This window comes from Nonomuraea sp. NPDC050383 (assembly GCF_044459125.1).
Lineage (GTDB): Bacteria > Actinomycetota > Actinomycetes > Streptosporangiales > Streptosporangiaceae > Nonomuraea.
The window spans coordinates 837,450-852,560 of the sequence record NZ_JBITIP010000001.1; the positions used below are offsets into that span (position 1 = coordinate 837,450).

The window sequence follows — 15,111 nt, forward strand, 5'->3', positions numbered from 1 at the left end:
ACCGCGCGACCTCCGGCGGACGCGCCGGGCTCGCCGGCCGCGCCATGGTCGGTGGCATGGAACGTCACGACGAGCATCCGGTGCCACGGCCGGACACCTTCCCTGACCCGCGCCCGCCCCTTCGGCGAACGGCGCGGACGGGGGCGCAGGCGGGGATCGGGGCCGAGGCGGGGACGGGGGTGGCCGGGGTGGCGTTGAGGCCGCCGCGTCACCAGGCCGATCCGCGTGCCGTCAGGTGGTGGACGGCGCAGGCGCTCATGCTGGCCGTCCCGGTGGCGGGCGGGACCGTGGCGGCGTACTGGCTGTTCACCGGGCATCCGGTCGTGCTGGGCCTGCTGGTGGCCGGGTTCGCGGGCTGCTGCCTGGTGCTGGCCGTGGCCGGGCCGCGTGCGTCGTACCGGAGGGAGCGCTGGGAGGTGACCGCCGAGGCGGTGTACACACGCAAGGGCTGGATCACCCACACCTGGCGGGTGGCGCCGATGTCGCGCATCCAGACGGTCGACACCGCGCGGGGGCCGGTGCAGCGGCTGTTCGGGCTGGCGGACGTGACGGTGACCACGGCGTCGGCCGCGGGACCGATCACGATCGAGGGGCTGGACCACGAGCTGGCCGCCGAGCTCGCGGCCCGGCTGACCGCGATCACGCAGGCCACGCCGGGGGACGCGACATGACCTGGCGTCGTCTGCCCGGGCGGAGCGTGGGGGTCTCGGCGGTGCTGTCCCTCGGCGCCGTGGTGGCCGTGGACGTGGTCGTGGTGCGGGTGCTGCACGGAGCCGACCGGCCGTGGGGCGCGGTCGCGGCGGTGGCGGGGGTGGCCGCCGTCCTCATCGTGGCGGCTGTCGTCGCGTACGACGTGACGCGGCTGCGCGTGACGCGCTGGCGGCTCACGCGGGACCGCCTGGAGCTGCGCTCCGGCGTGCTGTCGCGCCGGCACCGGTCGGTGCCGCGCGACCGGGTCCGCAGCGTGGACCTGCGCGCCGATCCGGTACGGCGGGCGTTCGGGCTGACCGTCGTCAGGATCGGCGCGGGCGGCCATGGCGACGAGCGCACCGAGCTGACCCTGGACCCGCTGACGAGGGCCGAGGCCGAGGCGCTGCGCCGGGCCCTCCTGTCGGGCGCCCCAGCCGGCCCCTTCCTCCCGGCCACGGGCTGGGAGGACCTGCCGTCGGCGAGCACGTCCACCGGCCCGGGGGTCGGTGGACGTGCGGCCGTCGACCGGGACGCCGGGCGCATCGGGGGCGCCGCCCAGGACGTTCCGGGTGCAACCGGGTGGCCGGGCGAGGGCCGGGCGTCCCGGGGCGGGCCGGACGGCCGGGAGGCGGGCGCCGTGAAGGCGGAGGCCGTCGGGGCGGGGGCCGTCGAGGTGGGGGCCGTCGAGGTGGTGGCGCGGTTGCGGTGGTCGTGGGTCCGGTACGCGCCGCTGACCGTGTGGTCGTTCGCCGGGGCCGCGATCGTGCTCGGGGTGCTGTACAAGCCGCTCGACGCGCTCGGGGTGGAGGTGTTCTCCGGCGAGACGGCGGGCGTCGTGTGGGACTGGCTGACGGAGCGGCCCTGGGTGACGGTACCGCTGGTGGTCGCGGGCAACGTGGTGGCCGGCGTGACGGGAGCGCTGCTGATCTTCGTGGAGTCGTGGGGCGGCTACCGCCTGGAACGCGAGCCCGGCCGCCCTGGATCCGCCACGGCCAGCGGCCCGGACCTGGTGCGAAGCCCGGCTGCCGACCCGGCGCGGCGGGACGGGCGGTGGCGGGTGCGGCGGGGGCTGCTGACCAGCCGGTCGCTCACGCTGGACGAGGAGCGGCTGCGGGGCGTGGAGATCCGCGAGCCGCTGCTGCTGAGGCTCGGAGGCGGGGCCCGTGTCAAGGCGGTGGCCACCGGCCTGGGCAAGGCCGAGGAGGGCGAGACGGAGGACGTGGCGGCGCTCACTCCGCCCCTGCCCCGCGGCGAGGCGGCGCGCGTGGCGGCCCGGATCGCGGGCGCACCCCTTCCGGAGCCCCTTCCGCACCCGGTGGCCGCCCGGCGCAGGCGGGTGCGGAGGGCGCTGGCCGCCGTCGTCGCACCGGTCGCGGCGCTCGCGATCGCCGTGGCGGTGCTCTCCCGCTCCGGCTGGCCCTGGGCGCCGGAGGCGGGGGTGTGGGCGCGGGCCGCGTCCACGGAGGCGTGGGTCTGGGGTGTGGCGGCTTGCGTCACGGCGACGGCTCTGGCGGCCGCGCTCTGGCTGGCCGTGGCCGGCTACCGGGGGCTGGGGCACGCGCTCGGCGGGCGCCACCTGGTCACCCGGTCGGGTGCGGTGGTGCGCCGGACCGTCGCGCTCGACCGCAGCGGCATCGTGGGCTGGACGATCACTCAGTCGTACGTCCAGCGCCGCGCCGGGCTGCTGACGGTCTCGGCCACGACGGCCGCGGGCGACGGCCACTACGACGTCGTCGACGTGGGCTGTGCCGCCGGCCTGGAGCTCGCGGCGGGGGCCGTGCCCGGCCTCCTCGACCCGTTCCTGGTCCCCGCCGGAGGCCCCGAGGGGTGAGCGGGCGAATGCCCCCGGACGGAGGGTGCCTCGCGCGCGCGGGCCCGGCTCCCGACGGGCGGGCGCGCGCGAGGCGGTGTGAGTCGCGGGATCCCCCACGGCTTGCCCGCGCCCCTGTCACGGTCAAGCGAGATCACGCGGCTCACGCTGTTACGTGATCAACGCTATTTGCCCCGCTTGCAGATCAGTTGCAGGCTCGTAAACCCTTCGCGTCAAGGGTCCAGGTGTATGCCGGTTCGCCGTCTCCGGAAGGCGCGCGGTCATGGCGTTTCGCGCCGGGTGAACGCCGGTCACCTGCTCGTCGGGCACGCCGCGTTCGGGCCGCTGCCGGTCACCCGGCCCGGCGACGTGGTGCCGGGCCCGCCCGAACCGGGAGGGGCCGGGGCGGGGCAGGTCAGCCGCCGCCGGTCCCGCTTTCCAAGCCCGCCAGGTAGGCGCGGGACACCGCGAGCGCGCCCGCGACCGCCTCCTTGCTCGGCATGAGGCGCACCTTGGGGGAGTTGGTCGGCTCGCTGTCGGGCCGTTGCTGCCCCGCGAAGTCCACCGTCACGACCAGCGCCCCCTTCTGGATCGTCACCGTCGCGCTGCCCGCGAAGATCGCCCCGCGCCGGTAACTGATGTACTGGCTGTAGGCGGCGTCCCCCATGCCCTTGATGTCGCTCAGCTTGGCCCAGTCGACGTCGCGCGAGTCGAGGTCCTCCACGGACTTGGCCCCGCCGCGCCGGCTCGCGTAGAAGGTCTTGGCGGCGCCGGCGTCGGGGGCGCCCGCGCGGTTCGTGAACCGGTGCGTGGTGATCAGCACGCTGCGGGTCTTCGTGACATCGCCACCGGCGTCGATCTTGCGGTTGAGCCAGCGGCACTCGTTCTGGGCATCCGCCCCCGTGCCACCGCCCGTCGCCCTGGTCTCCGCGCCCGGCACCAGCTTGGTCGCGGCCTTCCCCGCCGCCACACAGTCGGCGGGCATCGCCGCGAGCTGCGTCGGCGAGGGCGTGGGCGTCGCCGACGCCGAGGGGGCCGTGGGCGTGGCGGAGGGCACCTTGAGCGGCTGGGCCAGCACGTCGGGGTGCTGTGCCTTCCAGGCGGCCACGCCCTTGGCGATCTGCCCGGCGAGTCCGGTGACCTCGCGGATGGCGTTGTCCTCGGTGACGGACTGGACGGTGTCGCTGCTGAAGATCTGGGCGTCCTTGCGCTGCTGGTTCGCCTGGTACTTGACCTCGATGGTCATGTCGGCGACCCGGGCGTGGGCCTCGCCGTACGAGTACCACAACACGTTGCCCGAGCGGCGCCACACGTACTGGGCGAAAGCGCCGTCACCCACCCCCTGGATGTCTTTGACCTTGGAGGTGTAGTCCTTCTCGCCCTTCTTGAGGGTCGGCTTGGCGGTCTCGCCGTACTTGGCGCTGCTGTAGTCGATGTCGAACGAGTTCTGGGCCATGGAACGGCCGGTCTTCGCGCCGTCGCCGCGGTGCTGGTCGACCTTGACCTCGACCTGGCGGCTGCGCCAGTACTCGCCGAAGGAGATCCGCTGGTTCGCCCAGGTGCAGTTGAAGGTGATCGTGTACTCGCCGGACCTGGAGTCGGCGGTGACCGTCGCCTGCGGCACGAGCCGGTCGACCGTCTCCTTGGGCAGCATGGCGCACACGTCGGGGCCGGTCACGGCGGCCGCCTTCTGGGCGGAGGCCTTGGCGGCGGGCTGCTCCGAGGCGGACGTCCTGCCGAACACGAGGTAGGCGCCGCCTGCCACGCCCGCCAGCAGGACCGCGACGCCGGCGGCCACGGCGGGCATCACCCAGGGGCGGCGCGCCTTCGGACGGTTCTCGGGGAGGTTCGCCGAGCTGGGGGACGCGCCGGTGGGGATGTCCACGCCCACGAAGGACGGCGCGGTGTCCGACGCGCCACCCCCGGGCTGACCGTACGCGGCGCCGGGAGTCCCCGGCGCGGGCGGACCGTACTGGCCGGGCGGGCCGTACTGACCGGGCGGGCCGTACTGACCGGGCGGGCCGCCATACTGACCGGGCGGGCCGGGCGGGCCGTACTGGCCCGGTGGTGGATACTGGCCCGCCGGAACGCTCTGCGGCGGGCCGCCGTACGGGGAGGCGGGCGCGCCCGGGTCCCCGTACGGGACGGCGGGCGGGACGGGGAAAGACCCGGCAGGGGCACCGGGGGCGGCCCAGAGGGGCGGCCCGGGCTGCGGCCCTGACTGAGGATCCGGAAGCGGCCCGGCCTGAGGACCTGAAGGCGGCCCCGTCTGAGGACCCGAAAGCGGCTGGCCCGACGGGCCTGCCGGCGGGCCGGGAGGGCGCGAGGCGGGAGGCCAGACCGGGGTCCCAGCGGGCGGCCCCACCGAGGGACCGCCGTGAGCACCGCTGTGAGGACCTGAGGGCGGACCGGTGTGAGGGCCGCTGTGAGGGCCTGAGGGCGGACCGGCGTGAGGGCCGGCGTGCGGACCTGAGGGCGGACCGGCTTGCGGCGTGGCGGGCGGGCCCGGCGGGGGCGGGGTGGCCGGGCGGCCCTCGTACGGTCCCGCCTGCGGCTCCCAGGGCGTGAACGGCGGCCCCACCGGCGGCCGGCCTGGAGGCTCGGACGGCCCGCCCGGCCCCGGGTGGGGGTTGGGCGGCGGCTCATTCCGGTTACCGGCATTCACGAGGCACTCCTGGGGATTCGCCATGACATGCGACTGAACATGTTAGTGAAACCCGTGATGCGGCACTTCCTGATCCGCCGAGAGGGGCACCGCCGCAACCCGAGGCCGTCATCCCTTGAGCGACGCCACCAGCTCCCGCGCCACGGCGAGCGCCGGCTCCTTGCCGCCCGTGGCGTCCTTCATCGGCACCTCCTCGCGGTGCAGGATCACCTCGCCCATGAGGTTGCTCAGGCGGAACAGCAGGACGTCGTTCGTCCGCCCCTCCCGGTCGGTGGGGAAGAGCTCGAACGAGGTCTGCCCGAACGCCGCCTCGCCCACCCCGGCCACGTCCTGGCCCTTCCCGGTGACGGTGCGGAACGTCGTGCCCATCGCGGCCCCCCTGCTGGCACGCTCGCTGGCGTACCTGCGCGCGGCCACCGCGGGGCCGCTGAGGTCGCCGGTCGGCTGCTCGGCCCAGAGCCGGACGGTCAGCTTGCGCGCCGGGCTGGAAACCCCGTTGAGCCGCCACTCGCACCAGCCGGGCAGGGGCACCTGGCGCTTCACCGGCCCGTCCAGCAGCTCGGCGGCCCGGGCGTCACTGATCGCCCCGCACGGGTCGGGCGCCTTCGCGAACCTTCCCACCTCGGGCGTCCCCTTGAGCGCCGCGAGGCCGTACCAGCCGCCCGCGGCCAGCAGCAGAGCCGACACGACGGCCACGGGAGCCCGCCACCAGCGGCGACGGCGCCGGGCGGGCTCGGCCACGGCGCTCAGCCGCTCCCGGACCTCGCCCGCCGACGGCCGCGCCGCCGGGTCCTTGGCGAGCATCGCCATGAGCAGCGCCCCGAGCTCCGGGCCCGCCCGCTCCGGGAACGGCGGGTCGTGCAGCAGCACCGCCGCCGCCACGGCGGCCGGCATGGCCCGCTCGAACGGCGCCCTGCCCTCGGCTGCCGTGTAGAGGGCCGCGCCCAGTGACCACAGGTCGGAGGAGGAGCCGGCGGCCCGCTGGTTCAGCCGTTCGGGCGCCATGTAGCCGAGCGAGCCGGCGCCCGAGACCGCACCCGGACCCGCGCCGTCCTGGCCGTACAGGGGCACGGCGATGCCGAAGTCGGTGAGCATCGCGGAGCCGTCGGAGTCCAGCAGGATGTTGGCCGGTTTGACGTCGTGGTGCAGCATGCCGTTCAGGTGCGCGGTCTCCAGCGCCGACAGCACCCGCAGCCCGACGCGCGCCACCTCGCCGGGCGGGAGCGGTCCGAGCTCCTTGACGACCTTGTCCAGCGACCGTCCGACGACCAGGTCCATGATGATCCACGGCTGGTCGCCGTCGAGCACCACGTCGTGGACCATCACGATCGCCGGGTCGCGCAGCCGTCCGGCGGACCTGGCCTCGTGGATGGCGCGGTCGGCGAACGCGGCCCGCTCCTGAGGGGTGAGACCCCCCGGGACGCGCACCTGCTTGACCGCGACCTGTCGGTCCAGCGTCTCGTCGATGGCCCGCCAGACCGTGCCGGCGCCGCCCTCGCCGAGCCGCTCCACCAGGCGGTAGCGGCCGGCCAGCCGGTAGGGCTCAGCCCGCACGGCGCAACGCCTGCTCGGTGACCCGCGCCGCGTCGAGCGCGGTGTTCCTGATGTCCGCGTCGGTGGGCCGGTTGCCCAGGTCGGAGTACTCGACCCGGACCACGAGGTTGGCCAGCCGGTAGTAGATGTGGGCGGAGTGCACCCGGCCCGTCGATCCCTTCAGCTCGTAGCCGAACGCCTCCTCGCCGACCCCGCTGACCGCGTGGACCGGGGTGAGGGTCGCCTTGTTGAAGCCCTTGGCGCCGATTTCCGGCCAGGTCCAGTCGATCTGCTGGTGTGTGTACCTGCCCCAGTAGACCCGCTGGTTCTCGAACAGGGTGTGAGCCGACGTCCGGGTCATCGACCACGGGTCGGCCGTGTCGGAGTCCTTCTGGAGCTGAAGCCCGAGGCCGCGGCCCTGAACGGCCCAGCCGCAGGTGGGGCCTTCCTGGTTCGAACTCCGCTTGCCGTCCGGGGGTTTCTGCAGGCGCAGGAGACGGCTCACGTCCTCACGCGGCAGCAGCGCGCACGCGTCCATGGGAACGGCGAACGCCCCGGGGAGGCCGTCGGCCTGCTGGCGTACGAGGAAGAAGACACCCGTGCCCACCGCGGCGAGCAGGACCGCCACGGCCGCGGCGCCCCACAGGAGCCCCTTGCGGCGGCCCGGCAACCGGCGGGGCGCCGTGATCTCCTGCGTGGACGTGAGACGGGGGGCCTGGCCGGCCATGACCTGCCGCAGCGCGTCGCGGGCGGTCCGCGCGTCCGGCCTGGTGAACGGGTGACGCGCGGTCAGCGCAGCGATCACCGGCCCGATGGGACCGGCCGTCTCGGGCGGCGGCGTGGTGAGCGTGGCCGTGATCCGCTCGCTCGCCGTGCCGCCGTACATCGGCCGGCCCTCGACCGCGTAGAACAGAGTGGCCCCGACCGACCACAGGTCGCTGGCCGGGCCGCCCGGGTCGCCGTCCAGCCGCTCCGGCGCGATGAACCCCGGCGAGCCGATCGTCAGCCCCTGCTCGGTGAGGGCTGCCTGGCCCTCCTGACGGGCGATGCCGAAGTCGGTGAGCACCACCCGGCCGCCGTCGGTGATGAACACGTTGCCCGGCTTGACGTCGCGGTGCTGCAGCCCCTGCGTGTGGGCGGCGGCCAGCGCCTCCAGCAGATCGGCGCCGATCCGCGCCGCGTGCTCCTGCGGCATCGGGCCGTGCCGCTTGACGACGTCGGCCAGGGTGCCGCCGCGCAGCAGCTCCATCACCAGCCACGGGCGGCCGTACTCGACGATGACGTCGTGCAGCGCCACGATTCCGGGGTGGCGCAGCCGCGCGGTGGCCTGCGCCTCCCGCACGGCGCGCGTGACGAGTTCGTTGCGCTCCCCGTCGGGCAGGCCCTCGGGCAGCGTCAGCTCCTTGACCGCCACCTCGCGGTCGAGCATCTCGTCCCTGGCCAGCCACACCTTCCCCATGCCGCCGGAGCCGAGCGGGCGGATCAGGGAGTAGCGACCGGCGAGTCTTCCGCCAGACATAACCGGAAGACTAACTAATGATCATGATGAAGGGTTATTCGTCCGGTCCTTCTCAGGGGGTCCTTCTGAGCGGGTCCTTGTCGGGGCGGGCGCGCAACTGTCGGTGGCCGACTCTATGGTCTTGGATCGTGGACGCGGTACAAGGCACACTCGACGAGCTCGGCACCCCGCTGAGTGACGTCACGTTCGTGGTGTTCGACCTGGAGACGACCGGCGGCTCGCCCGCCGAGCACGCGATCACCGAGATCGGCGCGGTCAAGGTGCGGGCCGGCGAGGTGCTGGGCGAGTTCTCCACGCTGGTCGACCCGGGCGGCCCGATCCCGCCGTTCATCTCGGTGCTCACCGGGATCACCGACGCCATGGTCGTGGCCGCGCCCCGCATCGAGGCGGTGCTGCCGAGCTTCCTCGAGTTCATCCAGGGCACGACGCTGGTCGCGCACAACGCGGGCTTCGACACCCGCTTCATCAAGGCGGCCTGCGCCGACCACGGCTACCCCCCTCCGGCCAACCCGGTGGTCGACACCGTCGACCTGGCCCGCCGGGTGCTGACCCGCGACGAGACGCCCAACGCCAAGCTGGGCACGCTGGCCAAGTTCTTCCGCAGCCCCGCCGAGCCGTGCCACCGCGCCCTGCAGGACGCCAGGGCCACCGTGCACGTGCTCCACGGGCTGATCGAGCGGGCGGGATCGTTCCAGGTCCACACGCTGGAGGAGCTCAAGTCGTTCGTCCGCGCGCCCACCCCCGAGCAGCAGCGCAAGCGTCACCTCGCCGAGTCGGTGCCCCACTCCCCCGGCGTCTACCTGTTCGAGGACGAGCGCGGCGAGGTCCTCTACATCGGCAAGAGCACCAACCTGCGCAACCGCGTGCGCTCCTACTTCACCGCGAGCGAGACCCGGCCGCGCATCCGCGAGATGATCGGCATCGCCGAGCGGGTCCGCCACATCGTGTGCGCCACGGCATTAGAGGCCGAGGTACGCGAGCTGCGCCTGATCGGCGGCGCCAAGCCCCGCTACAACCGCCGCTCCCGGTTCCCCGAGAAGGTCGTCTGGCTCAAGCTCACGCAAGAGCCGTTCCCCCGGCTGTCGATCGTGCGCGAGGTGCGCGACGACGGCGCCGCCTACCTCGGCCCGTTCGGCAGCAGCCGCTCCGCCGACGACGCCCGCCTCGCCCTGCACGAGGCGGTGCCGCTGCGCCAGTGCACCCAGCCCGTCACGCTGCGCACCCGCCGGGCGGCCTGCGTGCTGCTGGAGATGGGCCGCTGCGGCGCCCCCTGCGAGGGCAGGCAGAGCCAGGCCGAGTACGCCGTCCACGCCGAGACGGCCCGCCGGGCCATGACACTCGACGCCTCGCCCGTCCTCGCCGCGGTGACCGCCCGCATGGAGCGGCTCTCGGCCGAGCAGCGCTACGAGGAGGCGTCGGTCGACCGCGACCGGCTGGCCGCGTTCGTCCGCACGGCGGCCCGCATGCAGCGCCTGTCCTCGATCACGCGGATCCCGCAGCTCATAGCGGCCAGTCCGGCGTTCGACGGCGGCTGGGACATCCACGTCGTCCGGTACGGCCGGCTGGCGGCGGCCGGAGTCATGCCGCGCGGCGCCCACCCCACCCCGTACGTGGAGTCGCTGGCGGCCCACGCCGAGACCGTCCTGCCCGGCCCCGGCCCCGTCCACGCGGCGAGCGCCGAGGAGACCGAGTGCATCCTGCGCTGGCTGGAGTCGCCGGGGGTCCGGCTGGTGGAGGTCGACGGGGACTGGGCGCTGCCCGTCCACGGGGCGGCCCGTCACAAGGCCCGCATCGAGCTCGCCTACCGCCCCCTCACCGCGCAGCGCTCCCGCGAGGGCCGCCCCCTGCGCTGACCCGATAGAGTTGGGCCATGGTCACGGCTATCGTTCACATCAACGCCGAGGTGGACCGGATCCCGGAGGTCGCCCAGACGATCGCCGAGATCGACGGCGTCAGCGAGGTCTACTCCATCACCGGCGAGTACGACCTGCTGGCCATGGTGCGGGTGGCCGCCTACGAGGAGATCGCCGAGGTGGTCCCGGGCCGCCTGAACAAGGTCCCGGGCGTCCTGCACACCGAGACCCACATCGCCTTCCGGGCGTACTCCAAGCACGACCTGGACTCCGCCTTCTCGATCGGCTTCACCGAGTCCGACTGACCGCCCCCGTCCCCGCCCCTGCGCCGGCCACGGCGGGACTTCGCCTGGCATGGCGGGACATCACCGGACACGGCAGCACACCACCGGGCACGGCGGAACGCGACCCGGAACGCCGGTGACGGCGACCTGCCGGACGCCTCCGAGCACGCCGCGCCCGGCCGGACGCATGGACCGACTCGCCGACCGGCCACCCGACCTTTGCAGGCCAGCGCCGCGACACCGCGCGCGAGCGAGGACGGCGCGAGGACCGGGCGCGAGCGAGGACCGGGCGCGAAGCCAGGACGGCGCGAGGACCGCGCGCGGGCGAGGACCGCGCGCGAAGCCAGGACGGCGCGACGACCGGGCGCGAATTCCACGGGACGCCTCCGCCAAGGACACCTCAGGCCACCACCCCCCCCCCGGACACAACGCGAGCCCGGGACGGCAGCAGCCGCCCGGGCCCGGGTCGGGCCGCCGGTCCGGGAAGGGCCGGCGGCGCGGGTGGTCAGTGAGTCAGCGAGCGGTCCTCGCCGGACTCGACCGCGGCGTGCTCCTCGTCGTGGCCGTGACCGTGGCCCTCGTCGAGGGCGATCTTCTCGCCGCCGTACGCGCGGGACATGCGGGCCCGGAGCTTGCCGAGCGGACCGCGCATGCCCTTGGGCGGGATGCCGGCGCCGTCCGCCTCGACGGGCAGCATGGGCACCGCCTCCTTGCCGCGCACGTGAGCCTCGATGTCGTCCGCCGCGGGCGTGTGCACCTCGATGAACTCACCGTGCGGCAGCCGCTTGATGACGCCCGACTCGACGCCGTGCGAGACGACGCCCGCGTCGTGGCGCTGCAGGCCGAGGCAGATGCGGTAGGTGATGATGTACGCCAGCGCCGGCAGCACGAACACCAGCACGCGACCGGCATACGTCGTCCAGTTGAGCGAGATCTGGAAGTTCGCCGAGAGCTCGTCGTTGGCGCCGAGCAGCCACAGCACGCCGTAGAACACGATGGCGGCCATGCCGATCGAGGTGCGGTGCGGGTTGTTGCGCGGGCGGTCGGCGATGTGGTGCTCGCGGTGGTCGCCCGTGACCCAGCGTTCCAGGAACGGGTACAGCGCGAGCCCCGTCATGACCAGGCCCAGCGGCACGAGCGCCGGGATGATCACACTGAGCGGCAGCGTGCCCGCGTGGGAGGTGCCGAACAGGTTGATCTCCCACGACGGCATGAGCCGCAGCGAGCCTTCGAGGAAGCCCATGTACCAGTCGGGCTGGGAGCCCGCCGAGATGTCCGCCGGTGTGTACGGGCCGAACAGCCAGATCGGGTTGATCTGGGTGAAGGTCGCCAGCCCCGCGACCACCGCGAACGTGAACAGCGTGTACGCGCCGGCCTTGGCCATGAAGGCCGGGTAGAACGGCGCGCCCACCACGTTCTTGTTGGTGCGGGCCTTGCCGGGCATCTGGGTGTGCTTCTGCACCCACATGAGCACCAGGTGGGCCGACACGAGCGCCAGGATGAGGCCCGGGATGAGCAGGATGTGCAGCGAGTAGAACCGGGAGATGATGTCCTCGCCGGGATACTCGCCACCGAACAGGAAGAACGTGATGTACGTGCCGACCAGCGGCAGCGAGATCGCCACGCCCTCGGTGATCCGCAGACCGGCGCCGGACAGCAGGTCGTCGGGCAGGGAGTAACCGGTGAGGCCCTCGACCAGCGCCAGCGTCAGCAGCAGGACGCCGATCAGCCAGTTGAGCTCGCGGGGCTTGCGGTAGGCGCCGGTGAAGAACACCCGGAGCATGTGCACCATCATGCCGGACACGAACAGCAGGGCCGCCCAGTGGTGCATCTGCCGCATGAGCAGACCGCCGCGCACGTCGAAGCTGATCTCCAGCGACGACGCGTACGCCTCGGACATCATGACGCCCTTGAGCGGGGCGTAGGAGCCGTTGTAGGCGATCTCCCCCATGCTGGGCTTGAACCAGAGCGTCAGGAACGTGCCGGTCAGCAGCAGCAGGATGAAGGCGTAGAGCGCGATCTCACCGAGCAGGAACGACCAGTGGTCGGGAAAGACCTTCCGCAGGTTGCGCTTGAGGAAGTTGGCCGCGCCGATGCGCTCGTCGATGAAGTTCGACGGACCGGCGATGCCCTTGGGAACCGTTGTCAGGTCGCTGCTCATGCGTGACCTCCCTTGGACCTGGCCTCGGCCTCGGCGTCGCCGCGCTCCCAGTAGCTGGGGCCGACGGGAACCGCGAAGTCGCCCTTGGCGATGAGGTAGCCCTGGTCGTCGACCGTGATCGGCAGCTGCGGCAGCGGCCGGGCGGCCGGGCCGAAGATGACCTTGGCGCCGTCGGCGGCGTCGAAGGTCGACTGGTGGCAGGGGCACAGGATGTGGTGGGTGGTCTGCTCGTACAGGGCCGCCGGGCAGCCCACATGCGTGCAGATCTTGGAGTAGGCCACGATGCCGTCGTGCGTCCAGTTGCTGTTGACGCCCGACTTGATCTCTTCCGGCCGGAACTTGATCAGGATCAGCGTGGCCTTGGCGAGGGCGTTGAGGTCATGCTGGTAGCCCTCGGGGACGACCGAGAGGATGCCGCCCGGCGAGTTGAAGTCCGCCGCGCGGATCGGCTGGCCGGTGCCCTCGACGACGAGGCGCAGCGGCTTGCCCTCCTTGGTCTTCTCGCCCCAGACGGTGTGGCGCAGCGTCTCGTTGAACTTCGCGCCGGGCATCTTCGAGTTGTCCAGGTCGCGCAGGAGCACCAGCGGGACCAGGCCCAGCGGAGCCGCCGCCAGCAGCAGGGTGCGGCGCAGCAGCGGGCGCTTGACGAACCCGCTCTCGTTGGCGCCCTGGATGAAGGTCTCGGCGACCACCTCACGGCTGTCCTCGTCGGAGGCCATCGTGTGGCGCTCCTGGACGAGGGAGTACTTCGGCATGATCTGGCGGACCCAGACCACGATGCCGACGGCCAGCCCCAGCAGCGCGAGCGTGAGAGTTCCGCCCAGCGCGAGGTTGGAGACCGCGGTGGCCTCCGGGCTGCCCACCTGGAAGACCACGTACGAGATGATGAACGCGATCGCCGCGAGGAAGGTGATCGTGAAGCAGAGCGCCACGATCTTCTCGGCCTTGCGGGCCTTGTCCTGGTCCTGGTACGTGACGCCGGGGACCTCGGTGTCGCCCCGGCCGGGCTCCACTCCGTCGCCGAGCATCGAGGTGCCCGGGGCGGGGGTGCCGATGACGCGCTTGGGCACGCGGTCGTCGGGCTGCTCGGTCTCGTGCTCGATGTCTGTCATGACTTCTGTCGCTTCTTCGCGGTGATCCAGATGGATGCGAGGATGAGGGCCACGATGCCCACCACCCAACCTACGAGACCCTCGGTCACGGGGCCGATCCGGCCCAGGCCGAAGCCTCCCGGGTCCTTCTGCTCGCGCACCTGGGTGATGTAGGCGATCATGCTGCGCTTCTCTTCGGGCGTGATCGTGGTGTCGTTGAACACCGGCATGGCCTGCGGCCCGGTGACCATCGCCTCGTAGATCTGCGCCGGAGTGGCCTGGTTGAGGTTCGGCGCGTACTTGCCCTGCGTGAGCGCGCCGCCCGCGCCTGCCCAGTTGTGGCACTGGATGCAGTTGGCGCGGAAGAGCTCGCCGCCCTTGCCGGCGTCACCGAGCGCGGGGTCGACCTGCTCCTTGCCGGGCACCTGCGGGCCGCCGCCGAGCGACTGCACGTAGGCGCCGATCTGGCGGATCTTGTCCGGCGTCACCCAGCCGGCGAGCGGCTTGCGCGGCACCTGAGCGCCCGGGTTGGACGCCGGCATGCGGCCGGTGCTCATCTGGAAGTCGACGGCCGCGGCGCCCACGCCGATCAGCGTCGGCCCGGTCGACGTGCCCTGCGCGTTCATGCCGTGGCAGCTCGCGCAGTGGACCTCGAAGAGGCTCTTGCCCTCCGCGACGTCGTCCAGCTTGCCCGAGGCGAGAGCCGCGTCGGCGGGCCGGCCGGCCTGCACGAAGGCGGTATAAACCATCCCGACCAGCGCCAACGCCAAAATCAGGACGGCGTATCTCGCGAGGGGATGCCGCCGCCAAGCGGTGATCCTAGTCACAGAGATCCCGTTCCTTAACGAATGATGTAGATGGTCGCGAAAAGACCGATCCAGACGACGTCGACGAAGTGCCAGTAGTAGGACACGACGATCGCGCTGGTGGCCTGCTCATGCGTGAAGCGCTTCGCGGCGTACGTGCGTCCCAGCATGAACAGGAACGCGATCAGGCCACCGGTCACGTGCAGGCCGTGGAAGCCCGTCGTGAGGTAGAACACCGACGTGAATGCGTTGGCGGACAGGGTGGCGCCCTCGCTCGCCAGCTCGCCGTACTCGTACAGCTGACCGCCGACGAACACGGCGCCCATCAGGAAGCTGACGAGGTACCAGAAGCGGAGCTTGCCGACCTGTCCCTTCTCTGCGGCCCACACGCCCAGCTGGCACGTCACACTCGACAGCACCAGGATGATCGTGTTGACCGTCGCGAACGGGATGTTCAGGTGAGCGCCTTCGGCGGTCGCGCCCTTCGGCAGCAGCGCAGGCCCCCATTCGAGGCCGTGGCCCTCGCTCACCGACCGGATGGTGAAGTACATCGCGAACAGCGCCGCGAAGAACATGAGCTCAGAGGACAGCCACACGATCGTCCCGACGCTGACCAGGTTGGGTCTGCGGGACGGATGTGCTGTCGTCGTCGAAGTTATTGCGGATGCTGTCGCCACGGGCAGCATTATTGCGGCTCCG

The 15,111-nt window shown here is 72.7% G+C and carries 11 protein-coding genes; 4 read left to right on the top strand and 7 right to left on the bottom strand.

The window, feature by feature from the left end; all coding sequences use genetic code 11:
• Positions 1-56 precede the first annotated feature (56 nt).
• On the top strand, positions 57-671 hold the full coding sequence (locus tag ACIBG4_RS03740) for a PH domain-containing protein (RefSeq protein ID WP_397200519.1): 615 nt from the start codon (positions 57-59) through the stop codon (positions 669-671).
• Positions 668-2,521, top strand: a complete 1,854-nt coding sequence (locus tag ACIBG4_RS03745; RefSeq protein WP_397200520.1) for a PH domain-containing protein — start codon at positions 668-670, stop codon at positions 2,519-2,521. The genes ACIBG4_RS03740 and ACIBG4_RS03745 overlap by 4 nt, the downstream gene beginning before the upstream one ends.
• Before the next feature lie 394 nt (positions 2,522-2,915).
• Here ACIBG4_RS03745 and ACIBG4_RS03750 read toward each other — a convergent pair whose 3' ends face one another.
• The 3 genes from ACIBG4_RS03750 to ACIBG4_RS03760 form a co-directional block, all read right to left on the bottom strand.
• Positions 2,916-4,385 carry a hypothetical protein gene (locus ACIBG4_RS03750; protein WP_397200521.1) on the bottom strand — a complete coding sequence of 490 codons (1,470 nt, stop codon included), beginning with the start codon at positions 4,383-4,385 and terminating at the stop codon, positions 2,916-2,918.
• Positions 4,386-5,273: 888 nt separating this feature from the next.
• Entirely contained in the window at positions 5,274-6,719 is a 1,446-nt protein-coding gene (locus ACIBG4_RS03755; RefSeq protein WP_397200522.1) for a serine/threonine-protein kinase, read from the bottom strand.
• Entirely contained in the window at positions 6,709-8,217 is a 1,509-nt protein-coding gene (locus ACIBG4_RS03760) for a protein kinase (protein ID WP_397200523.1), read from the bottom strand. Before ACIBG4_RS03760 ends, ACIBG4_RS03755 begins: the two co-directional genes overlap by 11 nt.
• A gap of 128 nt (positions 8,218-8,345) precedes the next feature.
• Between ACIBG4_RS03760 and ACIBG4_RS03765 the strand changes: the two genes are divergently transcribed.
• Both ACIBG4_RS03765 and ACIBG4_RS03770 read left to right on the top strand, forming a co-directional pair.
• Positions 8,346-10,070: a DEDD exonuclease domain-containing protein gene (locus ACIBG4_RS03765; RefSeq protein WP_397200524.1), complete on the top strand. Its 1,725-nt coding sequence runs from the start codon at positions 8,346-8,348 to the stop codon at positions 10,068-10,070.
• Between the two features lie 17 nt (positions 10,071-10,087).
• Positions 10,088-10,375, top strand: coding sequence for an Lrp/AsnC ligand binding domain-containing protein (locus ACIBG4_RS03770; protein ID WP_310715066.1), 288 nt, complete (start codon positions 10,088-10,090; stop codon positions 10,373-10,375).
• Positions 10,376-10,859: 484 nt separating this feature from the next.
• On the opposite strand, the gene ACIBG4_RS03775 is transcribed toward ACIBG4_RS03770, so the two are convergent.
• The 4 genes from ACIBG4_RS03775 to ACIBG4_RS03790 are packed head-to-tail and all read right to left on the bottom strand — an operon-like array spanning position 10,860 to position 15,098.
• Entirely contained in the window at positions 10,860-12,515 is a 1,656-nt protein-coding gene (locus ACIBG4_RS03775) for a cytochrome bc complex cytochrome b subunit (protein ID WP_397200525.1), read from the bottom strand.
• The gene (locus ACIBG4_RS03780) at positions 12,512-13,627 is read right to left on the bottom strand and encodes a Rieske 2Fe-2S domain-containing protein (RefSeq protein ID WP_310715070.1); all 1,116 of its coding nucleotides are present in this window, start codon (positions 13,625-13,627) and stop codon (positions 12,512-12,514) included. The genes ACIBG4_RS03775 and ACIBG4_RS03780 overlap by 4 nt, the downstream gene beginning before the upstream one ends.
• Positions 13,624-14,433 (bottom strand): c-type cytochrome, encoded by an 810-nt coding sequence (locus tag ACIBG4_RS03785; protein WP_310715072.1) that lies wholly within the window; start codon positions 14,431-14,433, stop codon positions 13,624-13,626. Before ACIBG4_RS03785 ends, ACIBG4_RS03780 begins: the two co-directional genes overlap by 4 nt.
• Positions 14,434-14,447: 14 nt before the next feature.
• Positions 14,448-15,098: a heme-copper oxidase subunit III gene (locus ACIBG4_RS03790; protein ID WP_310715074.1), complete on the bottom strand. Its 651-nt coding sequence runs from the start codon at positions 15,096-15,098 to the stop codon at positions 14,448-14,450.
• Positions 15,099-15,111 lie beyond the last annotated feature (13 nt).